Genomic DNA, 16,838 nt, shown 5'->3' with positions numbered 1-16,838 from the left:
TGACGTAGGCGGCCAGTACGCGGCCCCTCACCGGCGCAGACTGCGGGGGCGCAGGTCGGTCCAGGACGCCTGGACGTAGGCCAGGCAGGCGGCCCGGCCGTCCGGCCCGAAGCGCACCGACCAGCCGTCGGGGACGGCGGCGAAGGAGGGCCACAGGGAGTGCTGGTCCTCGTCGTTGGCCAGGACGAGGAACCGGCCGTCCGGGTCGTCGAAGGGGTTCACGGGGTGTGCTCCTGGGTCTTGGGGGCGGCGGCGTCGCGGGGGCCGGGGCCGCCGGGTCGGTCGAGGTGGTCGAGTCGGTCGAGGCGGTCAAGGTGGTCGAGGCGGGCGGCGACGATCGCGGCGATCTCGGCGATCGGGCCCGGCTGGGTCATGTCCTTGTGGCTGCAGGCCACGTCGTGCGTCTCGATCGTGCCGCCGACGTGCGGGCGCCAGGCGTCCGCGGTCAGGGTGTCGTCCACCGTGTCGACGGTGGCGCGGAAGAACAGCACGTCGCCGTCGAAGCGGCGGGTGTCGAGGGCGCGTACGAGGCGGTTGGTGTTGAGGTAGAGGTCCTTCAGCTCGGCCAGCGTCCCGGCCGGCAGCCCGGCCAGGGGGCTGGACTCGCGGCGCAGGATCTCCGCCACCCGCTCCAGCGTGAGGGCGGCGTCGGGGGCGAAACCGCCCATCGTGAGCAGCGCCTCCAGCGCCTCGGCCTCGTCGGAGGGCGGCAGGTCGCGCATGCCCTCGGCGGGGTAGGCGTCCAGGACGGCCAGCAGCGCGACCTGCTGCCCGGCCAGCCGGAGCTGCACGGCCATCTCCTGGGCGATGATCCCGCCGGTGGACCAGCCCAGCAGGTGGTAGGGCCCGCGCGGGCGCACCAGCCTGAGCTGGGCCACGTAGTCGGCGGCCAGGCGGCGCAGCGAGGTGGGCAGGTGGTCGCGGCGGGCCTGCAGCCCGTAGATCGGGCGGTCCCGGACATGCCGGATGAGGCCGCCGTAGCACCAGCTCAGCCCGCCCGCCGGGTGCACGCAGAACAGCGGCGGCCGCGAGCCGGACTCGCGCAGCGGCAGCAGCACCCGCAGCGGGTCGGTGCGCGCGCCGCCCTGCGCCAGGGCGGTGAGCGCGGCGGCGGTCGGCGCCTCGAACAGCGCGCCGACGGACACCTCGGCGCCGAACACCTCCTTGACCCTGGCCACCAGCCGGACCGCGAGCAGCGAGTGGCCGCCGAGGTCGAAGAAGCCGTCGTCCACGCCGACCCGGGGCAGGCCGAGCACCTCGGCGAACAGGGCGCACATCGCCTCCTCGCGCGGCCCGTCCGGCAGCCGGCCGCCGCCGGTGGGGGCCTCGGGGGCGGGCAGGGCGGCGCGGTCGAGCTTGCCGTTCACGGTGAGCGGCAGCGCGGGCACCCGGACGACGGCGGCCGGCACCATGTAGCCGGGCAGCACCCGCGCCACGAACGCCCGCACCTCCCCCACGTCGGCGATCCCGGCGTCGGCGGCCCCCACGTCGGCGTCCCCGGCGTTTGCGGCCCCGGCGTTTGCGGCCCCGGCGGAGGCGGCCCCGCCGGAGGCGGCCCCGCCGGAGGCGGCCCCGCCGGAGGCGCTTCCGGCGGAAGCACCTCCGGAGGTGCTTCCGGAGGTGCTTCCGGAGGTGCTTCCGGCTGCGGCGGTTCCGGAGGTGCTTCCGACCTCGGCGGTTCCGGCGGGCGGGACGACGTAGGCGGTGAGGCGCTGGTCGCCGGGCCGGTCCTCGCGGACGATCACGGCCGCCTGGGCGACCGACGGGTGCCGCAGCAGGGCCGCCTCGACCTCGCCCGGCTCGATGCGGAAGCCGCGCACCTTGACCTGCTGGTCGGCGCGGCCCGCGTAGTCGAGCGTGCCGTCGGCGCGCCATCGGGCCAGGTCGCCGGAGCGGTACATGCGGGTGCCGGGACGCCCGAAGGGGTCGGCGACGAACCGTTCGGCGGTCAGGCCGGGCCGGCCGAGGTAGCCGCGGGCGAGGCCGTCCCCGGCGACGTACAGCTCGCCGACCACCCCCGGCGGCACCGGCCGCAGGCGGTCGTCCAGGACGTAGACCCGCAGGTCGGGGATGCCGCGCCCGATGGGGCTGCCGTGCTGGTCGCCGGGCGGCAGCACGTGGTGGGTGACGTGCACGGTCGTCTCGGTGATGCCGTACATGTTGACCAGGCGCGGCAGGTCCGGGCGGCGGGCCCGCCAGGGGGCAAGGCGGGCCGGCTCCAGCGCCTCGCCGCCGAAGATCACGTACCGCAGGGCCAGGTCGCGGCCGTCGTCGGCGGCGATGAGCTGGTAGAACGCCGACGGCGTCTGGTTGAGCACGGTGACGCGCTCGCGTTCCAGCAGGTCGAGGAGGTCGCCCGGGGACCGGCTGGTCTCGTACGGCACCACGACCAGGCGGCCGCCGTACAGCAGGGCGCCCCACAGCTCCCACACCGAGAAGTCGAAGGCGTAGGAGTGGAACAGCGTCCACACGTCGCCGGGGCCGAAGCCGAACCGGGCGTCGGTGGCCGACAGCAGGCGGACGACGTTGTGGTGGGTGACGACCACGCCCTTGGGCCGCCCGGTGGAGCCGGAGGTGTAGATGACGTACGCGGCGTCGCCAGGACGCAGGTCGCGCTCCGGGTCGTGGTCCAGCCAGTCGCCGAGGTCGTCCAGCCAGGACGCGTCCACGACGCACACCGGCCCGGCGTCGGCGATCATGTGGTCCGTCCTGGCGGCCGGATGGGACGGGTCGAGCGGCAGGTAGGCCGCGCCCGTCTTGACCACCGCGAGCAGCGCCGCCACCAGGTCGGGCGAGCGGGGCAGCGACAGCGCGACGACGGCGCCGGGACGGGCGCCGTGGGCGATGAGCTTGTGCGCCAGCCGGTTGGCGCGCGCGTTCAGCTCGGCGTACGTCCAGGTGTGCACGGCGACGGCGTCCGGGGTGCGGCGGGCCTGGGCCTCGAACAGGCCGGGCAGGGTGCCGCCGGGCTCGCTGACCAGGTCGCCGTTCCACTCCTCGACCAGGGTGCGGCGTTCGGCGGCGTCGAGCAGGTCGTAGGCGCCGAGCGGCCGCTCCGGGTCGGCCACGGCCTGTTCCAGCAGGCGGGTCAGCCGGCCGGCGAGGGCGCGGACGGTGGCCCGGTCGAACAGGTCGCTGTTGTACTCCAGGAACCCGGCGCCGGACGGGCCGACGTTCAGGGTGAGGTCGAACTTCGCCGTCCCGGTGTGGACGACCTCGACGCCCGGCGGTTCGGCGGCGTCCTGGTGGACGAGCATGACCTGGAACAGCGGGTGCCGGTCGCGCGACCTGGGCGGGTTGAGCGCCTCGACGAGCCGGTCGAAGGGCAGCTCGGCGTGGTCGAACGCGGCCAGGTCGGCGGCCTTGACCCGGTCCAGCAGCTCGGCGAACGACGGGTCGCCCGAGGTGTCGGCGCGCAGCACGAGGGTGTTGACGTAGAAGCCGACGCCGCCGTCCAGGGCGCTGTCGCCGCGGCCCGCGACGGGCGTGCCGATCGGGAGGTCGGTGCCCGCGCCGAGCCGGGTGAGCAGGGCGGCCAGGGCGGCGTGCAGCACCATGAAGACGCTGGCGCGGGCGCGGCGGGCGAGCGCCCCGACCGCGGCCATGAGGGCGGGCGGGAACGCCACGGGGACCGTGCCGCCCGCGCTGCCCAGCACGGCGGGCCGTGGCCGGTCGAAAGGCAGGTCGAGCCGGTCCGGCAGGCCGGCCAGCGTGGCCCGCCAGTGGTCCAGCCCGGTCAGCGGCAGGTCGCGCTGCCACAGCGTGTAGTCGGCGTACTGGACGGGCGGCGGCCCGAACGCCGGCGCCCGTCCGCTCCGGCGGGCCTCGTAGGCCGTCCTCAGGTCCCCGACCAGCGGCCCCGCCGACCAGCCGTCGCCCGCGATGTGGTGCAGGACGAGCATCAGCACGTGCTCGTCGCGGCCGAGCCGCAGCAGGTGGGCGCGGAGGGGCGGCTCGGCGGCCAGGTCGAAGCCGCGGCGGGCGATCTTCCGCATGGCCGCGGCGGGCTCGTCCGGCTGCCAGACGGGCATCGGGACCCTGTACCGGTCCAGGATCCGCTGGCAGGGGACGCCGTCGCGTTCGGGGAAGACCGTGCGCAGGATCTCGTGCCGGGCCACGACGTCGTCGAGCGCGGCCCGCAGGGCGGCGCGGTCCACGTCGCCGCCGAACCGCAGCGCCAGCGGGATGTTGTACGTCGGGTCCGGCCCCTGCATCCGGTACAGGAACCACAGCCTGGCCTGCGCGGACGACAGCGGCACGGGGTCGGGCCGCGGCCCGGTCCTCAGGGCCTGGGCCAGGGGCGGCCGGGGGGCGGCGGTGACGCCGAGCCGGGCCGCGAGCCCGGCCGGGGTGGGGGCGTCGAACACGGCTCTGATCGGCACGGCGGCGCCGAAGGTCTCCCTGATCCGCACGGTGAGGCGGGCGGCCAGCAGCGAGTGGCCGCCCAGGTCGAAGAAGCCGTCCTCGGGGCCCGCCGCCGGGAGGTTCAGCACCTCGGCGAACAGGGCGCACATGGTCTCCTCGGCGGCGTTCGCGGGACCGCGGCCGGTGGCGATCCTGGTCTGGGGGGCGGGGAGCGCGGCGCGGTCGAGCTTGCCGTTGGGCGTGCGAGGCAGCGCCTCCAGCGTGACGACCTGGGCGGGCGCCATCCCGGCGGGCAACCGCGCAGCCGCGAACCGCACCAACTCCACACCCGTCGGAAGGTCCTGTCCGAGCGGGAGGTCCGCGCCCGTCGAGAGATTCTGACCGGACGGGACGCCCACGCCCGGCGAGAGGTGCTGGCCGGGTGGGTTCGTGACGACGTAGGCGATCAGGCGGTCGGCGTGGGGGGCGACCGCGGCGGCGGCCACCGACGGGTGCTCCTCCAGCACCGCCTCGACCTCGGCCGGCTCGATCCGCACGCCGCGCACCTTGACCTGGTCGTCGGCCCGGCCCAGCAGCTCCAGCCGTCCGGGGGCGGCCCAGCGGGCGCGGTCGCCCGTCCGGTACAGCCGCGACCCGCCGGGACCGGCGACGAACCGTTCGGCCGTCAGGTCGGGACGCCCCAGGTAGCCGCGGGCCAGCCCCTCCCCCGCCAGGTACAGCTCGCCGACGGCGCCCGGCGGCGCCGGTTGCAGCGCGTCGTCGAGCACGTGCGCCGACGAGCCCGCGGTGGGACCTTCCGAGCCGTCGCCGAGCCAGGTGTAGGCGTCCACGGTGGCCTCGGTGGGGCCGTAATGGTTGACGGCGAACGTGCGTCCGCGCAGGGTCCGCCACAGCGGGCCGGGCACGGCCTCGCCGCCGACCACGACGACGCGCGGCGGCTCGGCCAGCAGGCCGGGCAGCTCCTTCAGGTGGGACGGGGTCAGGTCCAGGTAGTCGACGCCGTGCTCGCGGACGTAGGCGGTCAGGGCCTCGGGGTCGCGGTAGCGGTCGTCGCCGAGCAGGTGCAGCTCGTGGCCGCCGATCATCCACAGCAGCGGGTCCAGCGAGGCGTCGAACGAGAACGACGCGGTGTGCGCGACGCGCAGCCTCCCGCCGTCCGGGAACAGGCGTTCGCGGTGGGAGTCCAGGAGGGCGGCGAGGCCGCCGTGGGTGCCCACGACGCCCTTGGGCCGGCCGGTGGAGCCGGAGGTGTAGATCACGTACGCGGCGTCGCCCGGCCCGGGGAGGGGCGGCGGGTCGGGGGTGCCGGGCGCGTCCCCGGCCCAGCCTGGGGTGAGCACGACGGACGGGGCGGCGTCGGCCAGCATGAAGGCGCGCCGCTCCGCCGGGTAGGAGGGGTCCACCGGCAGGAAGGCCGCGCCGCTGCGCAGCACCGCCAGCAGCGCCACCACCAGCTCGGCCGAGCGCGGCAGAATGACGGCCACGACCCGCTCCGGGCCCGCACCGAACGCGGCCAGCCGCCGGGCCAGCCGGTCCACCCGCGCGCCCAGCTCCTCGTAGGTGAGCCTGTCGCCGTCGCACACCAGGGCCGTCTCGGCGGGCGTCCACCGGACCTGCTCCAGAAAGGCGTCCACCACCGTCCGCCCATCGGTCCGGCTGGTGGCGCGACCGTCGGTCCGGGCGTCGGTCCGGGCGTCGGTCCGGGCGTCGGTCCGGGCGTCGGGCCGCCCGGTGGTCCGCTCGGTGGTCCGCCCGGTGGGCCGCCCGGTGGGCCGCCCAGCAGTCCGTCCAGGGGTCCGCGCGGCGGCGCGGCCGGTGCGGCCGGGGCGCGGCGCGGTATCGGTGGGCAGGGCGGCGCGGTCCTCGTCGGTGAGGAGGGGGAGGCGGCCGAGCGGGGTGTCCGGGGAAGCGCCGGTCAGGGTGGTGAGGAAGGCGGCCAGGCGCCGGGTGTGGGCGGCCAGGGCGGCCGGGTCGTAGTGGGCGGCGTTGCCGTCGAGTTCCAGGGTGAGGCGGTCGCCGTCGGGCAGGAGGGCCACGGCCAGGTCGTCCACCGGGCCGGCGGCCAGGTTGGTGACGGCGCCGGTCGCGCGGCCGAACTTCGTCTCGGCCGGGAACGGCTTGATGTTGAGCAGCGGGCCGAACAGGGCCCGCGACGTCCCGCCGAGGCGCAGGTCGCGGCGCAGGTCCTCGATGCGGTAGCGGCCGTGGCGGCGGGCCTCGGCGATCCGGCGGGCGGCCTGGCCGACCAGGTCGCCGACCGTCCGGCCGGGCCGTACGTCGAGCCGGAGCGGCAGGACGTTGACCGTCAGGCACGGCACGCGGACGGCGGCCCCGGTGCGGTTCATCAGCGGCAGCCCGATCAGCACGTCGGTGCTGCCGGTGAGCCGTCCCACGTAGCAGGCCAGGCCCGCGGCGGCGACGTCGGCCCAGGTGGCGCGGGCGGCGCGGGCCAGGCCGTCCCACCGGGGCAGCGGCGGCAGGCAGGCGCGGCGCCGCACGACCTCGCGGGCCGACAGCCCGGCCGTCCCGGCAAGCCCGGCAACCTCGGGAGCCGACAGCGCCGCCGTCCCGGCAAGCCCGGCGGGCTCGCGAACCGACAGCGCGGGCGTCCCGGCGAGCACGGCGGGGGCGGGGGCGGCGGCCAGCCGTTCCAGCCAGTACGCCCGGTCGCCGGCCCGCCGTTCCGAGGCCAGGTACGCCTCCTCCTCGGCCAGCACCGCCGCCATCGACCCGAACGGCCCCGCCCCCGGCGCCAGCCTGTCGGCCAGCGCCGTGTAGATGTCGGCGGTCCGGCCGACCAGCATCGACAGGGCGTAGGCGTCGATGAGGATGTGGTGGGCCCGCAGGTACCAGACGTGGTGGTCGCCGTCCAGGCGCAGCAGCGCGTGCCGCGACAGGGGGCCGGTGACGACGTCCACGGGCGTGGCCAGGTCGGCCCGCATCCAGGCGTCGGCCGCCGCCTCCGGGTCGGGCTCGCCGCGCAGGTCCAGCACGGTCAGGCAGCCGCGCAGCGAGTCGTAGTCGGGCAGGTACTGGGCGGGTTCGGCGGTGAAGCGCAGGCGCAGCGGCTCGGCCTCGGCCAGGCAGCGTTCCAGCGCCCGCGCGAAGAGGGCGGGGTCGAGCGGGCCGCGCAGGTCGATGCGGTCCGCGGCGTTGTAGACGGGGTTGGCGGGGTCCAGGCGCTGGGCGAGCCAGATCCCGGCCTGGGCGCCCGTGAGCGGCATGGTCTGCACGGTCACGTGAGCAGCTCCGCCCAGGCCGCGATGGTGGGCCGGTCCACGAGGTCGGGGAAGCCGAGGTCGCGGCCCTCCCGCTTCCACCCCTCGATGAGCGTCATCACCCTGATGGAGTCCAGGCCGGCGTCCAGCAGGTCGTCGTGCAGGCCGAGCTCGGACGGCTCGACGTACAGCAGGCCGGCGATCTGGGCGCGCAGGCGCTCCTCGGCCTCAGACACCGGCCACCGCCCCCGACAGGGCCCGGCTGACGCGCGTGGTCGTGGTGGTGACGGCGCACCGCTCGGCGGCGTAGGTCAGGGCCATCTCGTGGTGCTGCCGGGAGAAGTCGGCGACGGCGTCGGCGACCACGAACGCCTGCACGTCCCGCATGAACGCCTCGCAGGCGGTCATCAGCACGCCGATGTGGGCGTACACGCCGCAGATGACGAGCTGGTCGCGGCCCTGACCGGCCATCAGCTCGGCGAGCCCGGTGCGCTGGTAGGCGCTGTAGCGCCACTTGGTGAGCAGCACGTCGCCGTCGCCGGGCGTCAGCTCGTCGGCGATCGCGGCCTCGCGCGGGTCGGCGCCGATGCCGGAGCCCCAGAAGTCCAGCAGCAGGCCGCGCTGCTCGGCGCTCTGGGCGCCGGGCTGGGCGGAGTAGACGACGGGCACGCCCAGCTCGGCGCACCGCTCGCGCAGCGCCAGCACGTTGGCCATCAGCTCGACCATCGGCGAGCGGCCGGGGGTGAAGGCGCGCAGGAAGTAGTTCTGCATGTCGTGCACGAGCAGCACGGCCCGGCGCGGGTCGGGCCGCCAGTCCACCCGGTTGGCCGGGAGCTCGGACGGCATGGCGTACGGTTCGATCCTGGGGATCGGCATGTCATGTCCTTTCGCGGAGGTGGCGCTTGCTGACCTTGCCGACCGCGGTCTGCGGGAAGGCGTCGACGAACTCGAACCGGTCAGGGATCTTGTAGGCGGCGATGCCGCGCCCGCGCAGGAACGCGCGCAGCTCGGCCGCGGTGGGCGGGTCGCCGCGGCAGATGACGTAGGCGCAGGCCCGCTCCCCCATGTAGGGGTCGGGCACGGCGACCACGCTGGCGTCGTGGACCGCCGGGTGGGCCAGCAGGTGGTTCTCGACCTCCTCCCCCGCGATCTTCTCGCCGCCCCGGTTGATCTGGTCCTTGGCGCGACCCTCGACGACCAGGTGGCCGGTGGGGGTGCGCCGGACGATGTCGCCGGTGCGGTAGAAGCCGTCGCCGGTGAAGGCGGTCCTGTTGTGCTCCTCGGCCCGCCAGTAGCCGCGGATGGTGTACGGGCCGCGGGTCAGCAGGTGGCCGTGGTCGCTGTCGCGGCCGTCGTCGTCCAGGACGCGGATCTCGTCGTCGGGCGAGATGGGACGTCCCTGGGTGGCGACGATGGTCTCCTCGTCGTCGTCCAGGCGGGTGTAGTTGACCAGGCCCTCGGCCATGCCGAACACCTGCTGGAGCGTGCAGCCCAGCTCGGGCCGCACGCGTTTGGCCGCCTCCCGGCTGAACTTGGCGCCGCCGACCTGGAGCACCTCCAGGCTGGACAGGTCGTGGCCGGTGGTGGCGGCGGCGTCCAGCCAGACCAGGGCGAGCGGCGGGACGAGTGCCGCGATCGTGACCCGCTCGCGCTCGACGAGCGGGAAGCAGGTGCCGGGGCTGGGGTCGGGGGCCAGCACGGACGCGGCCCCGGCGCTCAGCGCCCCGAACACGCCGGGCGAGCTCATCGGGAAGTTGTGCGCGGCGGGCAGGGCGCACAGGTAAACGCTGTCCGGCCGCAGCGCGCAGATCTCGGCGCTGGCGCGGAAGCTGTAGATGTAGTCGTCGTGGGTGCGCGGGATGAGCTTGGGCAGGCCGGTGCTGCCGCCGGACAACTGAAGGAACGCGACGTCGCCGGGCGCGGGGCGGTCCGGGCCGCTCTCGCTCGGATCGTCTTCGTCCGGGTCGGTCTCGGGGAGGTCGCCGAGGACGTGGGCGGGGGTGCCGGGGGCGTAGGCGCGGTGCTCGTCGTCGGGGCAGATGTAGGCGGCGGCCTCGGTGAAGGAGCAGAAGTAGGAGATCTCGGCCGAGCGGTGGGCGGGCAGCGCGAACACCGGCCAGGCGCCGATCCGGAACAGCGCGAAGCACACCTGGTGGAACTCGGGCACGTTGGGGAGCTGGACCACGACGCGGTCGCCGCGGCCGATGCCGCTCGCGCGCAGCCCGGCGGCCAGGCGGTCGGCGCGCTCGTCCAGGTCGCGGAAGGTCCAGCGGGCGGTGGGCGAGATCAGGGCGGGGCGGGGGCCGTACGCGGCGGCCAGGTCGCGCAGCAGGCCGCCGAACGTCTCGCCGCGCCAGTAACCGGCCGCCCGGTACCGCGCCGCCTCCTCCTCAGACCAGTGCACCCCGCACCTCCCCGGCCCGTGACGGGTGAAGGGGCGCAGGCGACCGGTCCCCGGCCTGTGGGGGCGATTGCTTTTCGGGGTGTCGGGTGGGATCAGGCGAGGGCATCGGAGACTCCCAGGGCGCGCAGCATGGTGCGGAACTTGGCGGCGGTCTCGGCCAGCTCGGCCTCGGGGTCGGAGCCGGTGACGATGCCCGCGCCGGCGTACAGGCGCAGGGTGTGCTCGGCCACCTCGGCGCAGCGGATCGCCACGGCCCACTCGCCGTCGCCCGCGGCGTCGGTCCAGCCGGCCAGACCGGCGTAGAAGCCGCGGTCGAACGGCTCCAGCTCCTCGATCATCCGCCGCGCCCCCTGCTCGGGCGTGCCGCAGACGGCGGGCGTCGGATGCAGGGCGGCGGCCAGCGCGAGCACGCGGGTGTCGGGGTCGCGCAGCGTGCCGGTGACGCGGGTGGACAGGTGCCACATGGTCTCGGTGGAGGTCAGCTCAGGTGTGACGGGCACCCGCAGGCCCGCGCAGTACGGCGCGAGCGCGTCGGCGACCGCCTCCACGACCAGCCGGTGCTCGCGCAGGTCCTTGGCGGAGGCGGCCAGCGCGGCGGCCCTGCGCCGGTCCTCGGCGGGGTCGGCGCAGCGGGCCGCGGAACCGGCCAGCGGGTTGCTGACCACCGCGCGCCCGTGGCGGGAGACCAGCAGCTCGGGGCTGGCGCCGGTGAGCGTGCGGCCGCCGGGCAGCGGCGCGGCGAAGGAGTAGCCGTGCCCGAGCAGCGGGCGCAGCAGTCCCGGCAGGTCGATCGGCTCGTCCGAACGTAGTTCCACGGTCCTGGCGAGCACCACCTTGGCCAGGCCGCCGCGCTCCAGCTCGGCCAGGGCCCTGCGCACCGCGGCGGCGTACGCGGCCGGCTCGGGCACCCGCCTGCTCCACCAGCCGCCGCCGGCCAGGGGGGCGGCGCCCGGCGGCAGCGGCGGCGACCAGGTTTCGGACTCGGGCTGGATCAGGTGGGCCGTGCCGTCGAAGCCGATGGCCCCGGCTGCCGGGCCGTCCACCCTGCCGGCCAGCGTGGCCAGGTCGCCTCCGGCGACGCCGCGCACCCCGCGGGTGAGCAGCGTGCCGCGGGCGGAGGCGAACAGCACCGACTCCGCGCGGTCGTAGCCCGCGAGCGGATCCGCCGCGGTTGTCAGCAGATGCAATGGAGGTCCAATCTCGATCGGTCCAATCTCGGTCGGTCCATCCGGTCCGGCCCGGGGGCGGGATCACGGGGTGCGGGTTCGGACGGCCCCGGCGGGCCGGGGCGGGTCAGGTGTGGAGGGTGGCGCCGCCGTCCACGAGGAGGTCGTGCATGGTGATGTGCCTGGCCCGTTCCGAGCAGAGGAACAGCACCGCGTCGGCCACGTCGGCCGGGTCGGCCACCCGGCCGAGCGGGATGCCGACGCGGAAGGCGGCCGGGTCGCCGTGCAGGGTGGCCGACAGCGCCTCGTCGGGGTCGGCGCCGTCCCACAGGGCGCGCAGCATGGCGGTGTCGGTCGAGCCGGGTGAGACGACGTTGCACCTGATGCCGTGCCGGGCGACCTCCAGGCCGAGGCAGCGGGTGAACATCCGGGCCGCCGCCTTGGAGGCGGCGTAGGCGGCCATGCCGACGCGAGGCACGCCGGCCGCGTTGGAGCCGACGGTGACGATCACGCCCCGCCGCCGCGGCGTCATGCGCCGGGCGACGGCGCGGGAGACGTGGAAGACGCCGTCGGCGTTGACGGCGAAGCTCTGCCTCCAGTGGTCGTCGCCGGTGCCGTCCACCTCGCCGGGCAGCAGCACGCCCGCGGTGTTGACGCAGATCGCGATCGGGCCGAGGTCCCGCTCGACCGCCGCGACGACGCGCTCGACGTCGTGCGGGTCGCGCACGTCCAGGCGGTACGGCCGCCCGTCGCCGCCGGTCACCGGTCGCAGGTCGGCCGCGGCGACCACGGCCCCGGCCCCGGCCAGGGCGGCGCAGACGGCCGCCCCGATGCCGCGGGCCGCGCCGGTCACCAAGGCGGTCCCGCCGTCGATCCCGTCCATTGCGGCACGTCCTCCCCGAATGCTTTAGTTAGGTAAGCCTTGCCTAATTTGAAGGCAAAGAGACCGTCTGTCAAGACCGCCGTCCGGGCCCGGCGACGGGCGTCAGGAAAGCCGCGTGAGGAGCGAGATCGGGGATGTCACCGCAGGTCGGGGACGCGAAAAGGCGGCGTGGCCGCGGCTGGGAGCCGCGGCCACGCCGCCGGTGCGAGAAGGTGGTCTCAGGTCAGCGCCGGCCGGCGCAGGGTCGGGTAGTCGGTGTAGCCGGTGTGGTCGCCGCCGTACCAGTGCTCGACGCGGACGGGGTTGAGCGGGGCCCCGGCGGCCAGCCTCTCGGGCAGGTCGGGGTTGGCCAGGAAGGCCCGTCCGAGCGACGCCAGGTCGGCGCCCGCGTCGAGCAGCCGTTCCGCCTCGCGCCGGGTGGCGCGGTCGTGCCGGGGCGGCTGGCCTGGCTGTACGCCTACGCCCTGTTCAGCGCCGGCGACCCCGGCACGGGCGCGCTCGACGTCGCCGCCGCCTCCGGCGACCGGTGGACCGCCCCCGCCACGCTCGCCCTGCGCGCACCGCGCCCGCGACCTGCACGAGCGCGCGCGGGACCTGGCCGCGCGGCAGGGCCGCCTCTACGGCGAGGTGCACGCGGTGATGGGCCTGGCCCTGGGCGCCCGGCGGTCCGGGGCTCTCGACGCCGCCGAGTCCTTCCTGGCCCGCCTGCGCGACGTCCATCCCTCCTCACCGGCGGGGCGCGCACCTGGCCCACGCCGAGCTGGGGTTCGTGGCCGAGCTGCGCGGCGATCACGCGTCGGCCGCCGCCCGCCACCGGCGCGGCCTGGAGATCGCCCGCTCGGCCGGTGAGCCCCGGACCCTGGCGCTCTCCCTGGAGGCGCCGGCCGGGGCGGCGGAACGGGCCGCGCTGCTGCTGGGCGCGGCCGACGGGTCGCGCGGCAGCGTGGGCGCCCCGCCGCCGGCCGCCGAACGCGGCGACGTGGAGAGGATCACCGCGTCCGCCGTCATCGTGCTGGGCCGGGACGTGTTCGCCGCGACGTTCCTGCACGGCACAAACAACTTTCTTGACATCGCCGAAAATGCCGGGTCGAACTTTTCATGAGTCCTGCTCGGGCCGATGCGATCTCATTCGCCGGAACATAAGGCCAGGTAAGCGGCGCGCCTGAGGGGACGACGCCCCTTCCTTGATCTATTACTCCCGGTCAAAAAATCAGTATGACAGCCCCTTGCCCTCCCTGGGGATTTTGTTCATATTTGCGGGCAAGTCACCCCACCCTCAGGAGGCTCCAGTGAGCATCCATGGCTTACGGATCCGGCGCGCCGCACTGATCGTCGCCACCGCCGGGCTCCTCACCGGCGCGGTCACGGGCGTACCCGCCCAGGCGTCGCCCGCGCCGGCCCAGCCCGCCGCCGACCCGGCCGCCGCCGCGGCCAGGCTGGAGGGGCAGCTCGGCGCCCGCACCGCCGGCTCCTACTTCGACCAGGCACAGGGCAAGATGGTGGTCACCACCACCGATCCGGCCGACGCCGAGGCCATCACCGCCTCGGGCGCCGTGCCACGTGTCGTGTCCCGCAGCGGCCCCGCGCTTGAGGCCATCATGTCCTTCCTCGACCGCACGGCCGCCGTCCCCGGCACCGCGTGGGCCGTCGACCCGGCCTCCAACCAGGTCGTCGTCTGGGTGGACAGCACCGTCGCGAGCAGCGCGCGCACCAAGGTCCAGATCGCGGTCCAGCAGGCCAACACCCAGGCGGCCGCCGCGCAGGGCCAGAGCGCCGAGGCGGCCACGCCCGCGGTGCGCGTCGAGAACGAGCCCGGCAGGTTCAGCCTCTTCATCCAGGGCGGCGACGCCATCTACGGCGGCCAGTACCGCTGCTCGCTGGGCTTCGACGTGGTCAGCGGTTCGACCTACTACTTCCTGACCGCCGGCCACTGCGGCAACATCGCCTCCACGTGGTACGCCAACTCCGCGAAGACCACGACCCTGGGCAACACGACGGGCTCCAGCTTCCCGGGCAACGACTACGCGATCGTCAAGTACACCAACACGAGCATCGCCCACCCGGGCGGCGTGGACCTCTACAGCGGCTCGCGGGACATCACCAGCGCGGGCAACGCCTACGTCGGCCAGTCCGTGCAGCGCAGCGGCAGCACGACGCACGTGCACAGCGGCTCGGTGACGGCGCTCAACGCCACCGTGAACTACGCCGAGGGCACCGTACGCCAGATGATCAAGACCAACGTCTGCGCCGAGGGCGGCGACAGCGGCGGCGCGCTGTTCTCCGGCGGCGTCGCGCTCGGCCTGACCTCCGGCGGCAGCGGCAACTGCTCCAGCGGCGGGACGACCTTCTTCCAGCCGGTCACCGAGGCGCTGAGCGCCTACGGCGTGAACGTCTTCTGATCGGCCGCTGACGGCGGGTGAAGCCGATCACCGTGCGGGCCGCGCCCAGACGCGGCCCGCACGTGTGCGTAAAGGAACCTATACAAAACAGACAAAACGCCCTAATGTGGGCATCGCCCCGGTCGGCAACGACCGGGGCGCCAAACCCCCTCCGCCGGCGCGCGCGACGACCGCCCATGGCGCCCCTTTTCCGGACAATTCCCCTTGCGGCCGCCCTCCGCCCCCCTTCCTTACGTATCGTAACGACTGTGTTACTGTCCGCGTTATGAACAAATCGGCCACTGAGCGGCAGATCGAAATTCTCTGGCCCACCATCGGCGTATCGGTCACAGCAGACCTCGACGGACGCAACCGCGACCTCGCCGACGCGTTGTGGCAGACCCTGCCCTACCGCAGCCTGCAAGGCCACGCCCTCGTGGCGGGGCACCACCTCTACCACCTGGCCCCGATGCCCGAGTTGCTGCACGTCCCGGGCGTCCACAAGATCGACCGGCGGATCGCGCCCGACGGATCGGTGTTCTGCTCCCGCCTCCAGCACCTCGGCATCAAGTACGGCCCGCTGAGCGAGCCCATGCCCGCCACTCCCATCGGCACCGTCCGCGAGGAGGACCTCGACGCGCTCGCCGAGGCCGGGCAGGCGGTGTGGCAGTCGGTGTACTCCGGCGGCGAGCCCGTGATCGTCGAGGTGCGCAGGGCCGGCGACAGCGGCGGCCACCAGCTGCGGCGCCCGACGGCCCGGCACGCCGAGGCCGAGCAGCTCCTCGCCGAGCTGCACGACGAGATCGAGCGCATCTGGCTCGACCCGCCCCAGGAGCTGGTCGACCTGCACGAGGGCCGGATCGCCTCGGGCGCGGGCAGCTTCGGCACCACGCTGACCACCATGCTGTTCGTCAACGGCGAGACCCGCCCGCTCGGCTACTGCTGCTACTCCGGCCTGGTCAGGGCCGCCCAGCAGCAGCAGCTCCCGCTGGAGTTCCTGCAGCAGATGGCGCGCATCATGGCCGCCACCCCGGCCGAGTTCCTGGGCTACTGCGGGCTGAACAAGCTGCACCAGTTCACCGAGCGCGCGCTGGAGGTCGCCGACCAGCTCCAGGACCGCGAGGACTTCGTCGCGCTCATGAGCCACATGGCTCTGTACGTCAACTGCCTGGGCGCCTGGAACCTCCAGCTCTTCCCGTGGCAGGTCGACGAGCACCTGCGCGCGGACGGTTCGGTGGCCCCGATCTCCGGCTCGATGCTGGCGCCCTTCGAGAGCGGGACGGTGGCCCCGGCATGAGCCAGGCCGACCGGGCCGAGGTGGTGGTCATCGGCGGCGGCGTGATCGGCCTGTCGATCGCGGCCCACCTGGCCGAGGCAGGGGTCGAGACCGTCGTCCTGGAACGCGACGACCTGGCCTCCGGCGCCTCGCGGGCCACCGCGGACGTGCTGCGCTCCTACTTCTCCGGCGACCCGGTCAGCTCCGCGATGGCGGTGCGCAGCCTGTCGGCCTACCGGTCGTTCCCACGCTGGCCCGGCGCCGACCTGCCGATGCGGCAGGTGGGCTACCTCGTGCTGTTCACCGAACGGGAGCAGGTGAACAGGTTCGAGGACGAGCTGCCGGCGCAGCGGGCCGCGGGCGTGGACGTGTCGCTGATCGGCGCCGAGGAGGCCCGGCGGCTCAACCCGCTGGTCGAGGAGCCGTCGCTGCTGGCGGCCGCGTGGTCGCCGCAGGCGTTCGTGAGCGACACGGCCGCCATCGTGGAGGCGTACGCGGAGGGGGCGGCGCGGGCGGGGGCCTCGCTGCGCACCGGCTGCCCGGTCACCGCCGTCGACCCGGCCACCGGGCGGGTCGAGACCGCGGACGGCACGCTCACCGCGCAGGCGATCGTGTGCGCGGCCGGGGCCTGGTCGGGCTGGATCGCCTCGACGGCGGGCGTGGACCTGCCGCTGACCGGGCCGGCGGTGCAGGAGCTGCTCACCACGGGCCCGCTGCCCGAGGTGCCCGACATGCCGGTCACCCTGCACGCCGCCAGCGGGCTGCTGATCCGCCGGCGCGGCGACCGGGTCCTGATCGGCATGGGCAACCCGGGCACCGACCGGGACGCCTGGTTCGTCAAGGCCAGGGCCCAGCTCGCCGCCACCTACCCCGGCCTGGACCTGTCCGGGCTGGAGACGGCGGTGCGCGGCCCCAGGGACGCCAGCCCCGACCGGTCGGCCTTCATCGGCCGGCTGCCCGGATCGCCGGCCTTCCTGTACGCCACCGGCTTCTCCGGCCACGGGCTGTGCAATGCCCCGGCGGCCGGCGAGCTGGTCCGTGACCTGTACCTGGGCCACGACCCGGCGGACACGTTCGGCTTCGACCCGATGGAGCTGGCGGCCGGGTCGCGGCGACGCTCGCGCTGACACCGGGCCCGGAGTCGTGCC

Annotated in this window: 11 protein-coding genes; 4 read left to right on the top strand and 7 right to left on the bottom strand. The window is 75.1% G+C overall.

Annotated elements, in window-relative coordinates:
* Positions 1-27: 27 nt before the first annotated feature.
* The 7 genes from ACIBQ8_RS34765 to ACIBQ8_RS34735 all read right to left on the bottom strand — a co-directional run bounded on the left by ACIBQ8_RS34765 (position 28) and on the right by ACIBQ8_RS34735 (position 12,036).
* Entirely contained in the window at positions 28-222 is a 195-nt protein-coding gene (locus ACIBQ8_RS34765) for an MbtH family protein (protein ID WP_397178982.1), read from the bottom strand.
* Entirely contained in the window at positions 219-7,604 is a 7,386-nt protein-coding gene (locus tag ACIBQ8_RS34760; RefSeq protein ID WP_397194084.1) for an amino acid adenylation domain-containing protein, read from the bottom strand. The genes ACIBQ8_RS34765 and ACIBQ8_RS34760 overlap by 4 nt, the downstream gene beginning before the upstream one ends.
* The gene (locus ACIBQ8_RS34755) at positions 7,601-7,819 is read right to left on the bottom strand and encodes a phosphopantetheine-binding protein (protein ID WP_397194083.1); all 219 of its coding nucleotides are present in this window, start codon (positions 7,817-7,819) and stop codon (positions 7,601-7,603) included. Before ACIBQ8_RS34755 ends, ACIBQ8_RS34760 begins: the two co-directional genes overlap by 4 nt.
* Entirely contained in the window at positions 7,812-8,459 is a 648-nt protein-coding gene (locus ACIBQ8_RS34750; protein ID WP_397178979.1) for an isochorismatase family protein, read from the bottom strand. The genes ACIBQ8_RS34755 and ACIBQ8_RS34750 overlap by 8 nt, the downstream gene beginning before the upstream one ends.
* Before the next feature lies 1 nt (position 8,460).
* Entirely contained in the window at positions 8,461-9,987 is a 1,527-nt protein-coding gene (locus ACIBQ8_RS34745) for a (2,3-dihydroxybenzoyl)adenylate synthase (RefSeq protein WP_397194082.1), read from the bottom strand.
* Positions 9,988-10,079: 92 nt separating this feature from the next.
* A complete protein-coding gene (locus tag ACIBQ8_RS34740) occupies positions 10,080-11,174 on the bottom strand; it encodes an isochorismate synthase (protein WP_397178977.1) in 1,095 nt (364 codons plus the stop codon).
* Between the two features lie 106 nt (positions 11,175-11,280).
* Positions 11,281-12,036: a 2,3-dihydro-2,3-dihydroxybenzoate dehydrogenase gene (locus ACIBQ8_RS34735; protein WP_397178976.1), complete on the bottom strand. Its 756-nt coding sequence runs from the start codon at positions 12,034-12,036 to the stop codon at positions 11,281-11,283.
* Between the two features lie 769 nt (positions 12,037-12,805).
* On the opposite strand from ACIBQ8_RS34735, the gene ACIBQ8_RS34730 reads away from it, so the two are divergent.
* The 4 genes from ACIBQ8_RS34730 (at position 12,806) to ACIBQ8_RS34715 (ending at position 16,817) form a co-directional block, all read left to right on the top strand.
* Complete coding sequence (locus tag ACIBQ8_RS34730) at positions 12,806-13,138, top strand: hypothetical protein (RefSeq protein WP_397194081.1); 333 nt, start codon at positions 12,806-12,808, stop codon at positions 13,136-13,138.
* A gap of 187 nt (positions 13,139-13,325) precedes the next feature.
* The gene (locus ACIBQ8_RS34725) at positions 13,326-14,435 is read left to right on the top strand and encodes a S1 family peptidase (protein ID WP_397194080.1); all 1,110 of its coding nucleotides are present in this window, start codon (positions 13,326-13,328) and stop codon (positions 14,433-14,435) included.
* A 265-nt stretch (positions 14,436-14,700) separates the two neighbouring features.
* On the top strand, positions 14,701-15,711 hold the full coding sequence (locus tag ACIBQ8_RS34720) for a hypothetical protein (RefSeq protein ID WP_397174858.1): 1,011 nt from the start codon (positions 14,701-14,703) through the stop codon (positions 15,709-15,711).
* Positions 15,708-16,817 carry an NAD(P)/FAD-dependent oxidoreductase gene (locus tag ACIBQ8_RS34715; protein ID WP_397174857.1) on the top strand — a complete coding sequence of 370 codons (1,110 nt, stop codon included), beginning with the start codon at positions 15,708-15,710 and terminating at the stop codon, positions 16,815-16,817. Before ACIBQ8_RS34720 ends, ACIBQ8_RS34715 begins: the two co-directional genes overlap by 4 nt.
* Positions 16,818-16,838 lie beyond the last annotated feature (21 nt).

The sequence above is a fragment of the Nonomuraea sp. NPDC049646 genome (assembly GCF_044465525.1).
Lineage (GTDB): Bacteria > Actinomycetota > Actinomycetes > Streptosporangiales > Streptosporangiaceae > Nonomuraea.
Note: the sequence above shows the minus strand (reverse complement) of the source record. Positions and strands in the feature narration are given on the sequence as shown.